The sequence below is a fragment of the Rickettsiella endosymbiont of Xylota segnis genome (assembly GCF_964019545.1).
GTDB lineage: Bacteria > Pseudomonadota > Gammaproteobacteria > Diplorickettsiales > Diplorickettsiaceae > Aquirickettsiella.
The window spans coordinates 1,002,277-1,017,533 of the sequence record NZ_OZ026451.1; the positions used below are offsets into that span (position 1 = coordinate 1,002,277).

15 protein-coding genes and 1 tRNA gene are annotated in these 15,257 nt (G+C 39.1%); 7 read left to right on the forward strand and 9 right to left on the reverse strand.

Annotated elements, in window-relative coordinates:
* Positions 1-29: 29 nt before the first annotated feature.
* The 5 genes from AACL18_RS04630 to icmT form a co-directional block, all read right to left on the reverse strand.
* Positions 30-773 (reverse strand): hypothetical protein, encoded by a 744-nt coding sequence (locus tag AACL18_RS04630; RefSeq protein WP_339049607.1) that lies wholly within the window; start codon positions 771-773, stop codon positions 30-32.
* A 223-nt stretch (positions 774-996) separates the two neighbouring features.
* Positions 997-2,169: a cation:proton antiporter gene (locus AACL18_RS04635; protein ID WP_339049608.1), complete on the reverse strand. Its 1,173-nt coding sequence runs from the start codon at positions 2,167-2,169 to the stop codon at positions 997-999.
* Complete coding sequence (gene putA, locus AACL18_RS04640; RefSeq protein WP_339049609.1) at positions 2,169-5,306, reverse strand: bifunctional proline dehydrogenase/L-glutamate gamma-semialdehyde dehydrogenase PutA; 3,138 nt, start codon at positions 5,304-5,306, stop codon at positions 2,169-2,171. The genes AACL18_RS04635 and putA overlap by 1 nt, the downstream gene beginning before the upstream one ends.
* 218 nt (positions 5,307-5,524) lie before the next feature.
* Positions 5,525-5,863, reverse strand: coding sequence for a type IV secretion IcmS family protein (locus AACL18_RS04645; protein ID WP_339049611.1), 339 nt, complete (start codon positions 5,861-5,863; stop codon positions 5,525-5,527).
* Between the two features lie 6 nt (positions 5,864-5,869).
* Positions 5,870-6,130: an IcmT/TraK family protein gene (gene icmT, locus AACL18_RS04650; protein WP_339049612.1), complete on the reverse strand. Its 261-nt coding sequence runs from the start codon at positions 6,128-6,130 to the stop codon at positions 5,870-5,872.
* 277 nt (positions 6,131-6,407) lie between these two features.
* On the opposite strand from icmT, the gene AACL18_RS04655 reads away from it, so the two are divergent.
* A tRNA-Phe gene (locus AACL18_RS04655) sits at positions 6,408-6,483 on the forward strand.
* Between the two features lie 75 nt (positions 6,484-6,558).
* On the opposite strand, the gene AACL18_RS04660 is transcribed toward AACL18_RS04655, so the two are convergent.
* The gene (locus AACL18_RS04660) at positions 6,559-7,629 is read right to left on the reverse strand and encodes a site-specific integrase (protein ID WP_339049613.1); all 1,071 of its coding nucleotides are present in this window, start codon (positions 7,627-7,629) and stop codon (positions 6,559-6,561) included.
* Positions 7,630-7,960: 331 nt separating this feature from the next.
* Between AACL18_RS04660 and AACL18_RS04665 the strand changes: the two genes are divergently transcribed.
* From AACL18_RS04665 to AACL18_RS04690, 6 genes are all read left to right on the forward strand, one after another.
* Positions 7,961-8,815, forward strand: coding sequence for a hypothetical protein (locus AACL18_RS04665; protein ID WP_339049614.1), 855 nt, complete (start codon positions 7,961-7,963; stop codon positions 8,813-8,815).
* Positions 8,816-8,817: 2 nt separating this feature from the next.
* Positions 8,818-9,753, forward strand: coding sequence for a hypothetical protein (locus tag AACL18_RS04670; protein ID WP_339049615.1), 936 nt, complete (start codon positions 8,818-8,820; stop codon positions 9,751-9,753).
* A gap of 20 nt (positions 9,754-9,773) precedes the next feature.
* Positions 9,774-10,442 (forward strand): DUF6475 domain-containing protein, encoded by a 669-nt coding sequence (locus AACL18_RS04675; RefSeq protein ID WP_339049616.1) that lies wholly within the window; start codon positions 9,774-9,776, stop codon positions 10,440-10,442.
* A 9-nt stretch (positions 10,443-10,451) separates the two neighbouring features.
* Positions 10,452-11,324: a site-specific DNA-methyltransferase gene (locus AACL18_RS04680; protein ID WP_339049617.1), complete on the forward strand. Its 873-nt coding sequence runs from the start codon at positions 10,452-10,454 to the stop codon at positions 11,322-11,324.
* Positions 11,325-11,706: 382 nt separating this feature from the next.
* Positions 11,707-12,102, forward strand: coding sequence for a LuxR C-terminal-related transcriptional regulator (locus AACL18_RS04685; protein WP_339049618.1), 396 nt, complete (start codon positions 11,707-11,709; stop codon positions 12,100-12,102).
* Positions 12,103-12,297: 195 nt separating this feature from the next.
* Positions 12,298-12,693 carry a response regulator gene (locus AACL18_RS04690; RefSeq protein ID WP_339049619.1) on the forward strand — a complete coding sequence of 132 codons (396 nt, stop codon included), beginning with the start codon at positions 12,298-12,300 and terminating at the stop codon, positions 12,691-12,693.
* Between the two features lie 63 nt (positions 12,694-12,756).
* On the opposite strand, the gene virB11 is transcribed toward AACL18_RS04690, so the two are convergent.
* Genes virB11 through AACL18_RS04705 form a run of 3 tightly spaced genes read right to left on the reverse strand, consistent with a single transcriptional unit; the run spans position 12,757 to position 15,257 of the window.
* Entirely contained in the window at positions 12,757-13,728 is a 972-nt protein-coding gene (gene virB11 / locus AACL18_RS04695; protein ID WP_339049620.1) for a P-type DNA transfer ATPase VirB11, read from the reverse strand.
* Positions 13,729-13,743: 15 nt separating this feature from the next.
* Entirely contained in the window at positions 13,744-14,811 is a 1,068-nt protein-coding gene (locus tag AACL18_RS04700; protein ID WP_339049621.1) for a TrbI/VirB10 family protein, read from the reverse strand.
* Between the two features lie 14 nt (positions 14,812-14,825).
* Positions 14,826-15,257: a TrbG/VirB9 family P-type conjugative transfer protein gene (locus AACL18_RS04705; RefSeq protein ID WP_339049622.1), complete on the reverse strand. Its 432-nt coding sequence runs from the start codon at positions 15,255-15,257 to the stop codon at positions 14,826-14,828.

Consider the following 15,257-nt stretch of genomic DNA (forward strand, 5'->3'; position numbering starts at 1 on the left):
TTTTTTTTACAAACTGCTTAGTGACCTAACTATAACAGCACACCCAGCGTGACAGCGAATACGATAATTAAAAAGAGGATTAAATCACGGTCTATGAGTCTTAGGGCAGAATCATAGTTTTCATTAGTAAATTCAGTCGTTTCGTCTAGTCCTAATGCAATACGACCACTTTTTTCAATGAGCTCTCGATTAAATGAAACATCTCTTAGCAAGTAATCTAAACAAAAATGACTGGTTTGTACAAAATTCCCCGCTAAAGCAAACAATATTGAAAATAAACGCACCGGTAACCAATCCAACAACGCTCGAACTTGTTGAGCAGACTTTCCTAAAGCAGGATAACTAGGATGAATGTGGGCAGAACGTTCAACTAAACGATAGACTAATGCTGCAATTGGACCTAATAAAGCCATCCAAAAAATCACTGCAAATAAGGATTCATTCGCCTGCCAAAATATCGGTTGATGTATTTGCTTGGTATCAAAAATATTGATAGGACCCAAGCAGTAAAAAAGCACCCCTGCACCGATTAAAAAAGCTAATAAACCTTGGATAAAAGTAGCACTTAAAAAATAAATAATCGCCACCGGGATAACGATCGGTAAGACGACGAACAATAAAGGAATAAAATATTGCTGTGACCAACTATTATTTTTAGTAAGCTCATTAATTTTACTAACATATTGTTCAAACCAATTAAACCGTGCTAAAAAGTTCCCTCTATGTAGAAAACGTTCCAATCCCAAGCACAGTAACAATGTAATAAATGTCATAATCTTCCTCCGGGCATCCAGCCCTAATATTTAAAAATTATTATTTGATCTTATTAATCTTCACACTCGAATTTTTGTCTGTTTGCCGTCTAACTCGCAATCCTCCGGTTATTGTATAGGCCAGATTGCTGCATAGATACGGCACTTGCCAAAAATTCTATAGATGCGAGTAACTATTTTTCGCACATGCAAATGCAAATAGTATATATTAAAAAGACCTAGTTTAGTCTACACGCATCTTTTCATTCAAGGCCAAAGGTGTAGGATACCGTAAAACCACCCAATAAGATGAGCCCACAAACGTCAAAATAGTGACCGCTTGAATCAGATAGTTGGCTTTATCCCCGATCAAGGCAGGCGTTGTTTCTGCGGCTAAATAGGCAATCAATAAAGAAAATTCACTGGCCTGTCCTAAACGCACACCCACTTCGCGCGCTATATATTTTTTTTCACCCGACATTTGCAATAATACCTGAAACAACCAAGGTTTGATTAACAACACCAGTCCTGCTAATAACAATGCTGGTATGAATACCATGGGTAAATAATGTAAATCAAAACTTGCACCAATAGCAAAGAAAAACATGATTAAACAAAAATCACGCAGTGGTTTTAAATTATCGGCGATGAACACTGCAATCGGTCCTTCTGCTATCGATACGCCGGCTAAAAAAGCACCAATTTCTGCTGATAAGCCTAAAGCGCGTGACAATTCCGCTAATCCTAGACACCAACCGAGTGCAACCAAAAAAAGATATTCTTGCACACGATCAAAACGAATAAATAATTTACTTATGAAATAACGCTGTACGACAAAAGCAAAAGCGAGTAAGGAAGGAAAAGTAATTAAGGTTAAACCCAGATCGGCTAATTTAGAACCCGTCATATGTGCACCGTGCACAAATAACAACATGCCTATCGCTAATAAGTCTTGTAGTAACAAAACACTGATCATCGTTTCACCAATCGGTTTATGGTGTAACGCTAAGGTAGGCAATAACTTAAGACCGATAATCGTACTCGAAAAAATTAAACTGGCACCTATTAATACACTTTCTAAGAGTGTAAAACTAAACAGATAACCGACAGCAAAACCAATCGTGGTAAATAATGCACTGAAGACTAAAGTTACAATGGCTGTTTTACGTAAACTTCGATAAAACTCTTGTGGTGTTAAATCTAAACCGACTAAAAATAACAAAAAAATAATACCGATGTCGCCAATACCACGTGCCAAACTTAAATTTGGCACTAACTTTAAACAACTCGGACCTAAAATTAATCCTAATAAAATATAAGCAACTAACAAAGATTGCCGTGTATACAATGCAATCGTCGCTAATACTGCAGCGCCAGTAAAAATTACAAAAATAGAAAAAACAAAACTATGATCCATTACTCCTCCAGGCAGAGCAAAGAGGCATTACCTCCTGCCGCCGTCGTATTGATGGATAATGAACGTTCTAAGCAAAGACGGGGTAAATAATGCGGTCCGCCTGCCTTAGGTCCCGTTCCAGAAAGACCTTCACCACCAAAAGGTTGTACGCCTACCACGGCACCTATCATAGAGCGGTTAACATACTGATTTCCGACATGCACCTGACGTGAAATCGTATCCACCGTATGTTGGATACGACTTTGGATACCTAAGGTCAAACCATATCCAGTATGATTGATGGAATGGATCACTTGTTCACGATCCTTAGCGGCATAACGAATAACATGCAAGATAGGACCAAAAACTTCTCGTTTTAAAAGATCCAAACTACTTAATTCAAATAGACTCGGTGCAAAGAAATTCGTTTGATCCAACCCACTCGGCAGCTTGCATTGATAAAGCAATTTAGCTTCTTGGGACATGCGATCAAAATGCTCTTGTAAAGTTTTTTTAGCTGCACGGTCGATTACAGGGCCGACATCCGTAAACAACTCGCAAGGATCACCTAATTTGAGTTCTGCCATCGCCCCGCATAGCATTTCAATTAAAGAATCCGCCATTTCTTCTTGTACAAACAACACACGTAATGCCGAACAACGTTGACCGGCACTACCAAAAGCTGAATTCAATACATCTACCACCACTTGTTCCTTAAGTGCGGATGAATCAACGATCATTGCGTTTTGTCCACCCGTTTCAGCAATGAAAGGTAAAATCCCACCTTCACGACTTGCTAAACCTTGATTGATTTCACGCGCCGTTTCAGTGGAACCGGTAAATACTATTCCTTTAATTCGCGGATCAAATGTTATTTTTGGCCCAATCACAGCACCACTTGCAGGTAAAAGTTGTAATACATCCCCAGGAATTCCCGCTTCATATAAAAGTTGTACCGCTGCCGTAGCAATTAAGGGGGTTTGACTTGCCGGCTTAGCAATCACGGTATTTCCGGTCACTAAGGCAGCGGTCACTTGACCAATAAAAATAGCTAAAGGAAAATTCCAAGGACTAATACAAGCAATAACACCCCGGCCCTGCACACTTAACCAATTTTCTTCACCGGTCGGCCCTGGCAATAATTGTGGTATCAAATCTAAGCGTGCGCGCATGGCATAGTAACGACAAAAATCGACTGCTTCGCGCACTTCAGCGAGTGCGTCATTCAGTGTTTTACCACCCTCTTTGACCGCTAAAGCCATAAATTCATTTAAGCGTTGTTCAAAAAGATCCGCCGCACGTTCTAAGCAAGCCGCACGACTGTCTACCGGTGTATTGGCCCAAGTAAAGTTCATCTGATGAGCATTACTTATTGCCTGTTCGAGTTGTTCAGCACTCGCCAAACTAACATGTCCTATGATTTCCTGTGGATTAGCCGGATTGCTAATAGCACGGATTTTTTCGCCTTCTACTAAAACACCTTTAATTAAAGGTCCCGCGCTGTATGACTTTTTAGCCGCTATTTCTATTTCGCTAGCCAATGGCTCCCAGGTTTCGCTATCCGAAAAATCGATGCCGCGAGAATTTTTACGTCCAGGCCCATAAATATCTCTCGGTAAAGGAATTTTAGGGTGTGGAATCCTATCTAATTGATATAATTTTTGCACCGGATCTTCTAACATTTCATCGATAGGAATGGTCGGATCAATTATGCGGTTAACAAATGAGGTATTTGCACCATTTTCTAACAAACGCCTAACCAAATAAGCAAGCAAATCTTCATGTCCGCCTACCGGTGCATACACACGACAAGGAATATTAAGATTTTTAGGTCCTACGATATGATCGTACAAGGTATATCCCATACCATGTAAACATTGCATTTCAAAATCTCGATTCTTTCCAGCCAACTCGAGTACCGTCGCTAAGGTATAAGCATTATGTGTAGCAAACTGCGGATAAATTTCTGTAGAGTGTGCCAGTAATTTTTTTGCGCAGGCAACAAAACAAACATCCGTCGCTGCTTTGCGCGTAAATACAGGATAGGATTGTAATCCTTTTAATTGTGCATTTTTAATTTCCGTATCCCAATAAGCTCCTTTAATTAATCGCACCATCCAACGTTTATTTTGTTTTTTAGCCAGATCAACCAACCAATCAATAACAAAAGGCGCGCGCTTTTGATAAGACTGAACGGCCAAACCAAATCCTTCCCAATGTGCTAAATCAGGATCGCAAAATACCGCGCCGATAATATCTAAAGAAATATCTAAACGATCCGCTTCTTCGGCATCGACTGTCAGCGATATGTTGTTGGCCTTTGCCGCCAAAGCTAAGGTTTTTAATTGTTTAATTAAGAAAGGAACAACCACTTCTTTTTTTGCAAATTCATAACGTGGATGCAGCGCAGATAACTTAACTGAAATACCTGGGGCATCGTTCAGTGATTTGCCTGAAGCCGCTTTACCAATTGCGCTGATTGCGGTTTGATATGCCTGAAAATAACGTTCAGCGTCTTTCTCAGTGCGTGCTGCTTCACCCAACATATCATAAGAAAAGCGATAGCCTTTTGCTTCATAAGCTTTAGCGCGTTTTAATGCTTCATCAATATTTTGACCCATCACAAATTGACGGCCTAACACCTGCATCGCTTGTTTGACCGCTTTACGGATAATAGGTGCACTGCTTCGACCAACAAAACGACGCAAAACATTACCTAAACCGCTGGTTTGATTCGACTGTAATAATTTCCCGGTTAATACTAATCCCCAGGTGCTGGCATTAACAAAGAAAGAGGCACTTTGGCCAAGGTGAGAAGCCCAATCCGCATTGGTAATTTTATCTTTTAATAAGGCGTCTATGGTATCACTATCGGGAATTCGCAACAGTGCTTCCGCCAAGCACATCAGTGCAATACCTTCTTCACTGGATAGATCATATTCGTATAAAAAAGCGTCTAAACCCCCTTTCGACAAACGCTGCGCACGAATTTGTTCAATTAATTTAACCGCGCGTTGCGCAATTCTTTCTGACACTTGGCGTGGTACAGCCGCTAATTGTAATAATTGTTTAACACACGCTGTTTCGTCGGCATAATAAGCTTGCGCTATAGCCAATCTTAAGGGATTTTTTTTAACTGATATTAGGGGAAACGACATTCGAGCCTCTATAAGTAATTCCACAAATTATTTTTTTAAATACGCTTCGCACTTGATTTTGTTTGTGTTGCCGCTCAACATCCTCAGGTATATTAATACACTCTGATTGCTTATTTTTGCGACACTTGCCAAAAACCCCATTGCTGGGAGTATATTTTAAAAGTATGAACCCAACATTCTTTACAGAATTATTCACATAGTTTGTCTTTTAAAATGTACTAGTCATACATGAGTTCATCAAGCGGAGTTTGAGCAGTTGAGCCTCCATTTTGTATCAACTCACATAGTACATCCGTAATACAAAGATAGCGTAAAATATTCGGTGTGACTTCATCAAAATTTGCTTTCACTCCTAGCAAAGATTGCTCTATCTCATCAAAACTAACACCAATTCCATAGCCTAAACAAAGAGAACACAGTTGATCCGCACGACGAGCAATCGCTGGCAACAACCCCACCTCAGAAAAAACCTCATCATAGGTAATAGGTCTACCCTTTAATGTAAAATTAGCCCGTAAAGTTTTGGCAATGGAATGCAATGCTCTTTTTAATTCCATAGATTTCTACTCCTTCCACCACGGGATAGCTATTTTACGTGGTCCGGCCAATACCGTTCGTAACCACCGTAAAAAAACCGTAACAGAAAAGCCATAACGTTCTAATAAACCAAAAAACGCCATAGCCACTAGCGCCAATACAAAGCTCCAAACGCGAATATGTAGCAAAAACAAGAGTAACGGAAAAGCCGCACGGGCATCGATTAAAAAAAATCGTGGGATACGTGCCGAATCACGCCAATGTGCTGCTGTAGGAACCCGTGACATAAATTAATCCCATGACCTCATTTGGTTAATATTCTATCATTTATGGCGGGAATCATACAGCAACTGATTACAAATTTAAAGTTGAGAAATAGCATAGAGTCATGGACTTGAAAGCTATATTATCTAGAGTTTAAGATGGGTATTTTAAAATATCATATTGCATCGATTTGCATCGATCTTGCTGCAAAAAATTTCATGATTCGCTTGACTCAACTTTAACTAAACGTTTTAATACACAGCCTATGCATGAGCATAATTTTTTGAGCATATCTTTTTAGGCCGAATAGCTCAGTCGGTAGAGCAGAAGACTGAAAATCTTTGTGTCGGTGGTTCGATTCCACCTTCGGCCACCAGAATAATCAAACACTTACATCATTTTTAAAATATCCAAAAAATTTATCTGCGCGACTTTTGCGCGACTCCCAGTTTTACATGGCTCTTTTAAGCACCATTAGTAACGGTATACCTTGCCCTACCCCACAAACTTTATTTGCAGCATGAATTAAATTACTTAATTCCGCTTGTGAGTAATGAGTAGTCATACGACTACTTTTATGTCCTAATAAATCTTGGCGATCTTCGAAGCTTACACCTGCTGCACGTAAACGCCGCCCAAAAGTATGTTTAAGATCATGCACTCGCACCTTTGGTAATCCAGCACGAGCACGTGCCTTTAACCATGCCGAATTAAGCATACGCGTAGTGGGCTTCCCTAAGTAAGTAAAAACATACTTAGGATGGATACTACGAACCTGATTAATTACAGAATGTGCAATATCATTTAAAACAACTAAACGATCTTGACGATTTTTCACAAACTTTCCAGGAATCATAAATACTGAGCTCCCATTTAAGCGAACTTCCCATTCCCACTGCAACTTACATACTTCTTGATCACGGCATCCTGTATTGACAGCAAACAATGCCATTCGCTTCAAGTGTGCAGGCAACTCGTTAAATAAACGTGCTTGCTCCTGTCGATCTAACGGATAAGGTTGCTGTCTATCCAATTCGGAAAATAACCGAATTTTAGGAGCAACAGCTATCCAAGTTAAACCATACTCATCTAACCACTCACTAGCCGCCAAATTTAAAATACGACGAACAATCTGTAACCCATGATTAATCGTTCTTGCCTTTACACCTTCTTTTCGACGAGCACCTATATAAGGCTGCAAAGTCCCCATATGAATTCCATCTAAAGATAAGCCTCCTATGAACTTATCAAGGGCCTTAATGTTACCCGCATCAACATGAAGACTTGCTTTATGTTGATGTTCCATCAGATATTTAGTCGCTGCTTCCTGAAAAGTCCGCTTTGGTCTTATTCCATAGACACTGGCTTGGCGAATCTGTTCGAGACGTCGAACTAAGTAACGTTCGGCTTCTTCGAGCAAGCCTGATCCAGTGCTTTCTGAAATGCGACGGCCGTTGACTTTTTTGTTAATGTGCCAAATGTTCCCGCGTTTAACGAGTCCTGGCATTTTTTTTCTTCCCATGGTTGTCCCCTTTTAAATGGAGGACGACCCTTACACTGCTTATAATCGTCCACCCACGCATCTAAATCAAGTCGGTCAAATGCAATTCCTATTTCCCCAATTGGAATTACTGTTAAATAAGGTCTCACTTCTTCATTAAATCGATGCCGATCCATTCCTAAATAATTCGGTGCGTCACGTAAACGTATAAGTCTTGGCTGCATATTCTTATCCTTATTTTTAAATTGCCTGCTAATAAGCTTACTAAAGTTATTCGCAACACATGTTGCAAGAATCTTATATAGACTTGTTTGGTTCATATTCATAAAAAAAATAAATGGAGTGGATAAGTATGGAGATAAACGCTTTTGAGATATTTATTCAGTGTTGTGGAACAGTAGAAAAGGCGGCCAGTATTTTGAAAACGTCACATCAAAATGTCAGTTCTATGCGAAATGGTCGTACTTGGATAAATCATAAGTTTGCACGAAGAGTTGTAAAATATTTGTGGGAACAAGCGAAATATAAGGTAGATCCTTTAGATTTAATCTCGCCGATAGAACGAAATGAATTGAAGTCGTTATCGCTGCCTTTTACGCATCACCCTATTAAATTAATGAATGTTTCGATAACTCATGTGAAATGTGATTTTTCAGTTCCAAGTTTAATCGATCCAGAACGTCCTTTAAACCAGTTCAGACCCATTGTTATCGATGAAAATCAACAACTCATAGCCAACCCAAGCACTTATTTGGTTTATCAGCAACAGAACAAAAAAATGGTTCCTGCTTGGCACTTTTCTTTATCTGATCTGCTAACAAAAAAATATGAGTTGGCTGTATTAGTGCAAACCTTTTTAATCTGCGAGCGAGCTGCTATTGGAATTGCGACGAAAAAATATTTAGGAAACCGCCAAGGGCCTCGTTTTCACAAACCGTTTCGTCGAAATTTCGACGAAATAAAAGGAAGAACAGATGAATTGATAGCTGCTTTACTTGGCTTTGGTTGCAAAGACAGTTATCGCTACGCTGAGAAAATTCAATTACTCGGCAGTTCTGAACTGGTAAAAGCCGTTGATGAAGGAAAGCTAAAAACTTCCGCAGCAGCACTTCTAACTCGCTTCACTCACAGAAAGCAGCAAAAAATATTAACACATGATAAAAAAGAAATTTCTTCTTTTATTTATCAATCTAAAAAAAGGAAATAAAAATGAGAGAATACGGTTCGGTACAAACCCAATTTTGGTCTGATTTAGCATTACAAAATTTATCTACACACGCCAAATTATTAGCCGTTTATTTATTGACAGGACCGCATACTAATATGTTGGGTTGTTTTCGATTACCCATTGGTTATGTAGCAGAAGATTTGAAATGGGATGGAGAAACAGTTTATCAAGTATTTTCAGAACTATCTCAAGTTAAATTTTTAATTCGAGACACTGAATCTAATTGGATTCTGATCACTCACTTTCTAGATTGGAACCCGATTGAAAATCCAAATCAAGGCAAAAGTCTGAGTAAACTTTTTAAACGAGTTCCAACACAATCAATGGTTTTTAGACCTTTAATAGTAAGCTTATTAGCTCAAAATAAACACTTAGATGAAGGGTTTAAAAACCATTTAGCAACTCTATCGCAACCCTTTCAAAACCAGGAACAGAATCAGGAACAGGCTCAGAATCAGGAGAAGGATCAGGAACAGGATGTTGTTGGTAAGCCGTCGTTTATCGACGGCTTACCCAGCAGCAACTCAAAAATTCCCTTATTAATTAATAAAAAAAGTGTAGTAAATACCATTTCCAACGAAGAAATCATCGGTATTCCACTTCAAAATAACGATGTGTTTGTTGCGGGGAAAATGGATATCAACACCTGGAAGAAAACCTATTCAAATATTGATGTTTTACAAGAGTTACGCCAAATACAAGCTTGGAATGAAGCTAATCCAAGTGCACGCAAAACACGATCCCAGATCTTGCGTCACATCAATGCATGGCTTGCTAAAGAGCAACGAGACTCTCTACAACACCAGCAGGCCCCTCCCGATCATGACGTAACTCGTTTAGCAATACGAGGCCTGAGTCCTACCCTAGCCCACAACCTCGTCGTTGGAGAACAATGGTTGAATCACTCAAAAAATTAAAAAACAAAATAGGAGATTTTATGTTAGCAGATGATAAAAAACCCTTTCTAGAATGGCTGACATTGTTGGCAGAATCATTTAATCGTAAAGTTTCAAGTTTGTTACTAGAAACCTATTGGCAATGTCTTAAAGCTTATCCGTTTGCCCAAGTAAAACAAGCGATATTAAATACTTTACAAAATCCCGATCGCCAGAAATGGGGTATGCCAACTCCTGCCGATTTAATTGTTTTGATTCAAGGTGATAGTCATCATCATGCACTCAATGCTTGGGGTCAAGTAGTAACGGCTATTCGCACAATAGGTCGTTATGATAGCGTCGTTTTTGGTAATCCAATCATTCATTGTGTCATTAGAGATATGGGCGGTTGGGTTTATTTATGTCAACAGCCAGAAAAAGAGTTACCATTCTTACGCCATGAATTTGAGAAACGTTATCGTGATTACCAAGATAAACCACTTTCTAGCTACCCACGTTCACTCAAAGGTAGTTTAGAATATGATAACCAAGTACAGGGTTTTTCACATACTTCACCTGATCCTATTTTAATAGGTGATGCTAAAAAAGCATTGGCCGTATATGCCAACGGCATTAAACCATTACCTATTCTCCCATTAACACTTTCACAAGCCACTCAGGAATTTTCGCAATTGCAGATTGATACGGATACATCTGAAGAAGAAAATTGAAGGATCTTTATGCAAAACAATCTAGTTAATGAACCTTTATTTCAAAACAATTACCAAATTCTTCATGGCGATTGCGTGAAAGAATTGCGCGCTTTTCCTAATCAAGTTGATCTGATAGTTACATCGCCACCCTATGCTGATGCGCGACAGCGGCATTATGATAGTGTTGCGCCGCATGATTACCCTGATTGGTTTATGTCGTTTCATGAAGTGTTTTGGCAAGCTCTAAAACCAAATGGAAGTTTAGTGCTGAATATGAAAGATAAAATTGTTAACGGTGTCCGTCAGCATTATGTCTGGGAAACTATAGAAAAACTCGTCGGCTTAGGTTGGTATTGCATAGACGATTACATCTGGCATAAAAAAACGAGTATGCCGGGATATTGGCCAACTCGCTTACGGGACGCCTGGGAATATGTATTTCATCTCGCAAAAGTAAAAACACCTTATATTAATCAGGAAGCGGTTAAAATCCCGATAGCCTTGTCCACTCAACAACGGTTGATAAGTTTCGAGAATCTAAAATCTCCCTTCGTTCGTTCTAGTACGGGTAGTGGCTTTCAGCGTGACTTAGCCAATTGGCGTAACAAAAAAAAAGTACTACCAACAAACGTTTTGCATCTGAGCCCTGAAAATCGCAATCAAGGTCATCCCGCAGTTTTTCCGGTTGCATTACCTCAATTTTTTATCCAATTACTCTCAAAGCCCAACGATCTGATTGTTGATCCATTTGCTGGTAGCGGCACTACAGGTTTAGCAGCACTTTCTTTACATAGACGCTGCGTGCTGATTGATAACCAGCTCATCTACTGTCAGGTTGCTGAACAAAGGATAAATACATTAATTAATTTTAATTCAATTAACATTAAAAAATCTTTTTAAAAGTTCAATAAATTTAGTTAAACCTCTTGCGGATCCCCTGCTGGGACCGCTAAGATTAATTGCCTGTTATTAAAAAATTTGGTGCAGGAAAACTTCCTGCACCAAACCGCACACAAGGTACTGGTAATACCTTGCGGCTACCACAACCAATTCTGGAGGAATTGATCATGGCTATTTCCATCTTAAATCACACGGCCCCCTTTGGGCAATTAACATCACTGCTAACCGCACTTCTGTTTTATCAACCGCATCTAGCGCGGGCCACAAAAGTGGCATCGGGAATAACTTTTGTGCGACTTCGACAGACATAACTCCTGATTTGTTTCTAAAAAACATTTTTTCAAACAAAAAAATAGGCCTATTTTGCGCCTCGGGAGCCATTATGTCTCAAAAGAAAGTGAGTGAATCCGCTATAGGGGATTCCAATCTAACACAGGGTTCATCCATTAATGAACCGACTGATCTAATAACGCGTATTTTAATAAAACTGGGTAATCACAAACCATCTCTTAAACAACGTCAACTCATCAAAACTTTATTATTTAATCTCAGTTTAAGAACTACATTGATCGTTGATTCACAGTTAAGCCCTCGAGAAAAAGAGTGCCTCTCATTAGCCGCTTTAGGATACACCGTAAGAGAAAGCGCTGAATTACTCGATATTAAGCACAATACAGTTGAAGACTATCATAAAAGCATTAAGAAAAAACTGAAATGTAAAACCATTGCTAGAGCAGTTATGGAGGGTATTCGCTATGGATGGATCAAAAAACCTTAAAAATTTACAACAAAAAACCCTCGGAATTCCGGGGGTACTTATAACCAAGGAAATAAAAAAATCCTATTACTTCTGCGTTAAAAATTCGTTTTTAACTTTAAAAAATCAGAATTACCTCCCCGGAATTCCGGGAATTGTGCAGAATATCAATAATAGTCACACTATAAAAAAACAACACTTTTCAGGAGAAATTTTATGACTCATGACTTTGCAAACACTTCCCTTACCCCTCGTATCTTGGTTGTTGAAGACGACCCCATTATTCGAACAATCCATCAACAAGTTCTTGCAAGCTTAGGTTGTCAGGTTGACTGTGTTAGCCGAGGGCAAGCTGCAATCCGTCAGCTTCATTACGACATGGTCTTGCTTGATATGGGCTTACCTGATATTTCCGGAGCAAATGTCATAAAAGCAGCACGCACGAGAGAAATTCAACGAAAACCCCTTCCTTTCATTGTAGTAACCGCCCATGATAAAGAAAACGAAGCAACTTATTTAGCGCTCGGTGCCGATCGTGTTTTCCGAAAACCATTAGCAAGAGGACAATTACACTCTCTTTTAGTAGAGTATGGCTTACTGAAAAATAAATAATAACTTTATTTAATAAATTGAAATAGCAGAAACTTTAGTAAGATTATGGATTAGACATCTAGCCTAACCACTATCAAAATAAATCTCTGCTATCTCTACAAATCGTTTCGAGTTAGCACTACGTTTTAACTGTATAATGATTGGAATGATAGATTGAATATAAGTCCGTAATTTTTCTTCACTCGAATTTGAACCTGCTTGTTGCATCATAAATACGAGTTGATCAAAACAACCTGCCGGTGTGTCAGCATGCACCGTACTAATGCTTCCTGGATGACCACTGTTTGCTGCTCTCAGAAATGACCATGCTTCAGCACCGCACAATTCAGACAGCAGTATCCTATCCGGTCTTAAACGTAAACATGCTTTGAATAATTTTGCTGCGGTAATATTTTTGTCGTCTTCATTAAAAAGTAAATGGACTTTGTTTGCCTGAGCTACCTTAACCTCTCGTGTATCTTCTACGGTGATCAAACGTTCCGTATCTGGAATAAGTTTTAAACACGCATTGAGAAAGGTTGTCTTACCGGTACCCGTCCCGCCGCTAATGATCATGTTTTTTTTAGCACTTATGGCTAACTTCAGAAATCCGGCAATATTCCGCTGCGCATGCAACGCTTTTAAAGAAGATGCTGTCTCTTCATTTACATCTTTGTTTACAGCAGCAAACTCATCAAAAACACCTGTTTCTTCATAATCCTGTAAACTCATATCATGGCGTGAGTGACAACGAATAGAATAAATCGCATTATTTTTTTCACAAGCAGGTGGCATAATACATTGTATGCGTTCACCCGCAGGTAAATAACCAGAAAGTAAAGGATGTGGAAATGTTTTATGGTTAAATTCTGCAATCAGGTTAGCCAATGCTTCAAGAAAGCTAAATTCTAAGCTTTGTACTTCATGGTGAGTAAAATTCCCATTTTTTTCAACAAATACCAAACCGGGTTGATTAATGCAAACTTCTGTTACACCTGCTGTCTGTAAGAAAGGTTTTAAGGGTTCTATGTGTTTTTCTAACGCTTTTATGGACATTTTTTCTGCATAATTTTAGAAGATATTGACTTTACCTTTTGCTTCTTGACGAACCGATCGAAAATCTAAGTCCTGAGCTACAAACACTTGGATAGGAGATCCTTGATTTACCCATAAGGTCGGTGGAATCGTCGTTTGTTGTTGTAATGTTTGCTGTGCTGTTTGATTCAAACTATTTGCCATAGCCATACGATAGGCTTGTGCTGCATTATAGGATGCGTTATTAGTAACGCCCATATTAGATGTTCCCGCTCCCAGAATCGAAAGGAGTGTAGCTGTTCCAAATCGTTGCCAAAAATGTCGATCAATAACATCAGCAGCCCTTCCTGCCATACCTAATGAATCGACACCCGGAGAATCTAAATTCAGACTCAAACCAGCAGGTGTTATCAACCGCGTCCAAACAATAAAAATTCGCGATTGCTCCTCCAATAGGCCACTTTTGTATTGTCCAATCAAACGACTACCTGGCGATATAAGCACTTGCGAACCATCTTCTGCATAAACCGGCTGATCGATGATTGCCCGCAAGGAACCCGGTAAATCAGAATTAATCGCTGTTTCTAAAATAGCATGCATGATCTGGCCCTGAGCTATCAACTGATTTAAAGGACCTAATGACTTTGCTTGAATCTGTTTATTGGTGTTCGATCCACTAAGCTGCTGTAAAAATTGACTGTTGGGATCAGGTGATAGCGTTTTTTCTGTAGATTTTATGAGTGTCGTGGAATTACTGGACTGATTACCGCTTTGTTCAAGCAACATAATGGGCGCAGATAAACGCTGTTGTAATTCTTTTTGTTTAGCTTGTAATAAAGCCAATTGTTGTTCTGATAGTTGTTTAATTTCTGGTTGCCCTTTTAATGATGACGATTTTGATGACTCTCCCTCGGTGTTGGGTAGTGTATAAGATTCTTCTACTGCAAATTTGGTTTTAGTTTCAGTTTTTTTAAAATGAAACAGAAAATGTATTCCTAATAAAAGAAATAAACTTAACAACAGGATAAGAAGAGCCGGCTTTTTACGGCTTGGTTCAGTAATCTCGGGCAATCCTTCAGGTGGGGAAGTTTTTTGTTTTACCATGACGTTACCCCTATTTATTTTATGTTCTGCCAATCACCGATGACGGCATCGTTATACACACTCGTCACATCACTTCCGCTTCGTAAAGTAAACTGGGGTGCTGTTGTATTCACAACGACATAGTTTCCTTTCATGTGATAATTCACTAATGTTTCTTGCCGATTTTTATCAACAATAAAAATGGCAGGCAAGCTATTGTTGAAGCGAAAATAAGTAAACTGACCATTACAATCAAAAGCCTCTCGTGGAGCTAACCGTTTGTCACCGGTAAAACTATATTTCCAGTTAATTTTGGTCGGATCACAAACACCAATGGCATTGGTTTGTCCACTTCGATCGTAGCCTGCACTCGGATAGATAAACTGTAATTTATATGTCGGTGAAGTTTTTGTATCATTCGAATCTAATTGAAAATTATAGCTATTAACATTGGTCAACACGGTCAT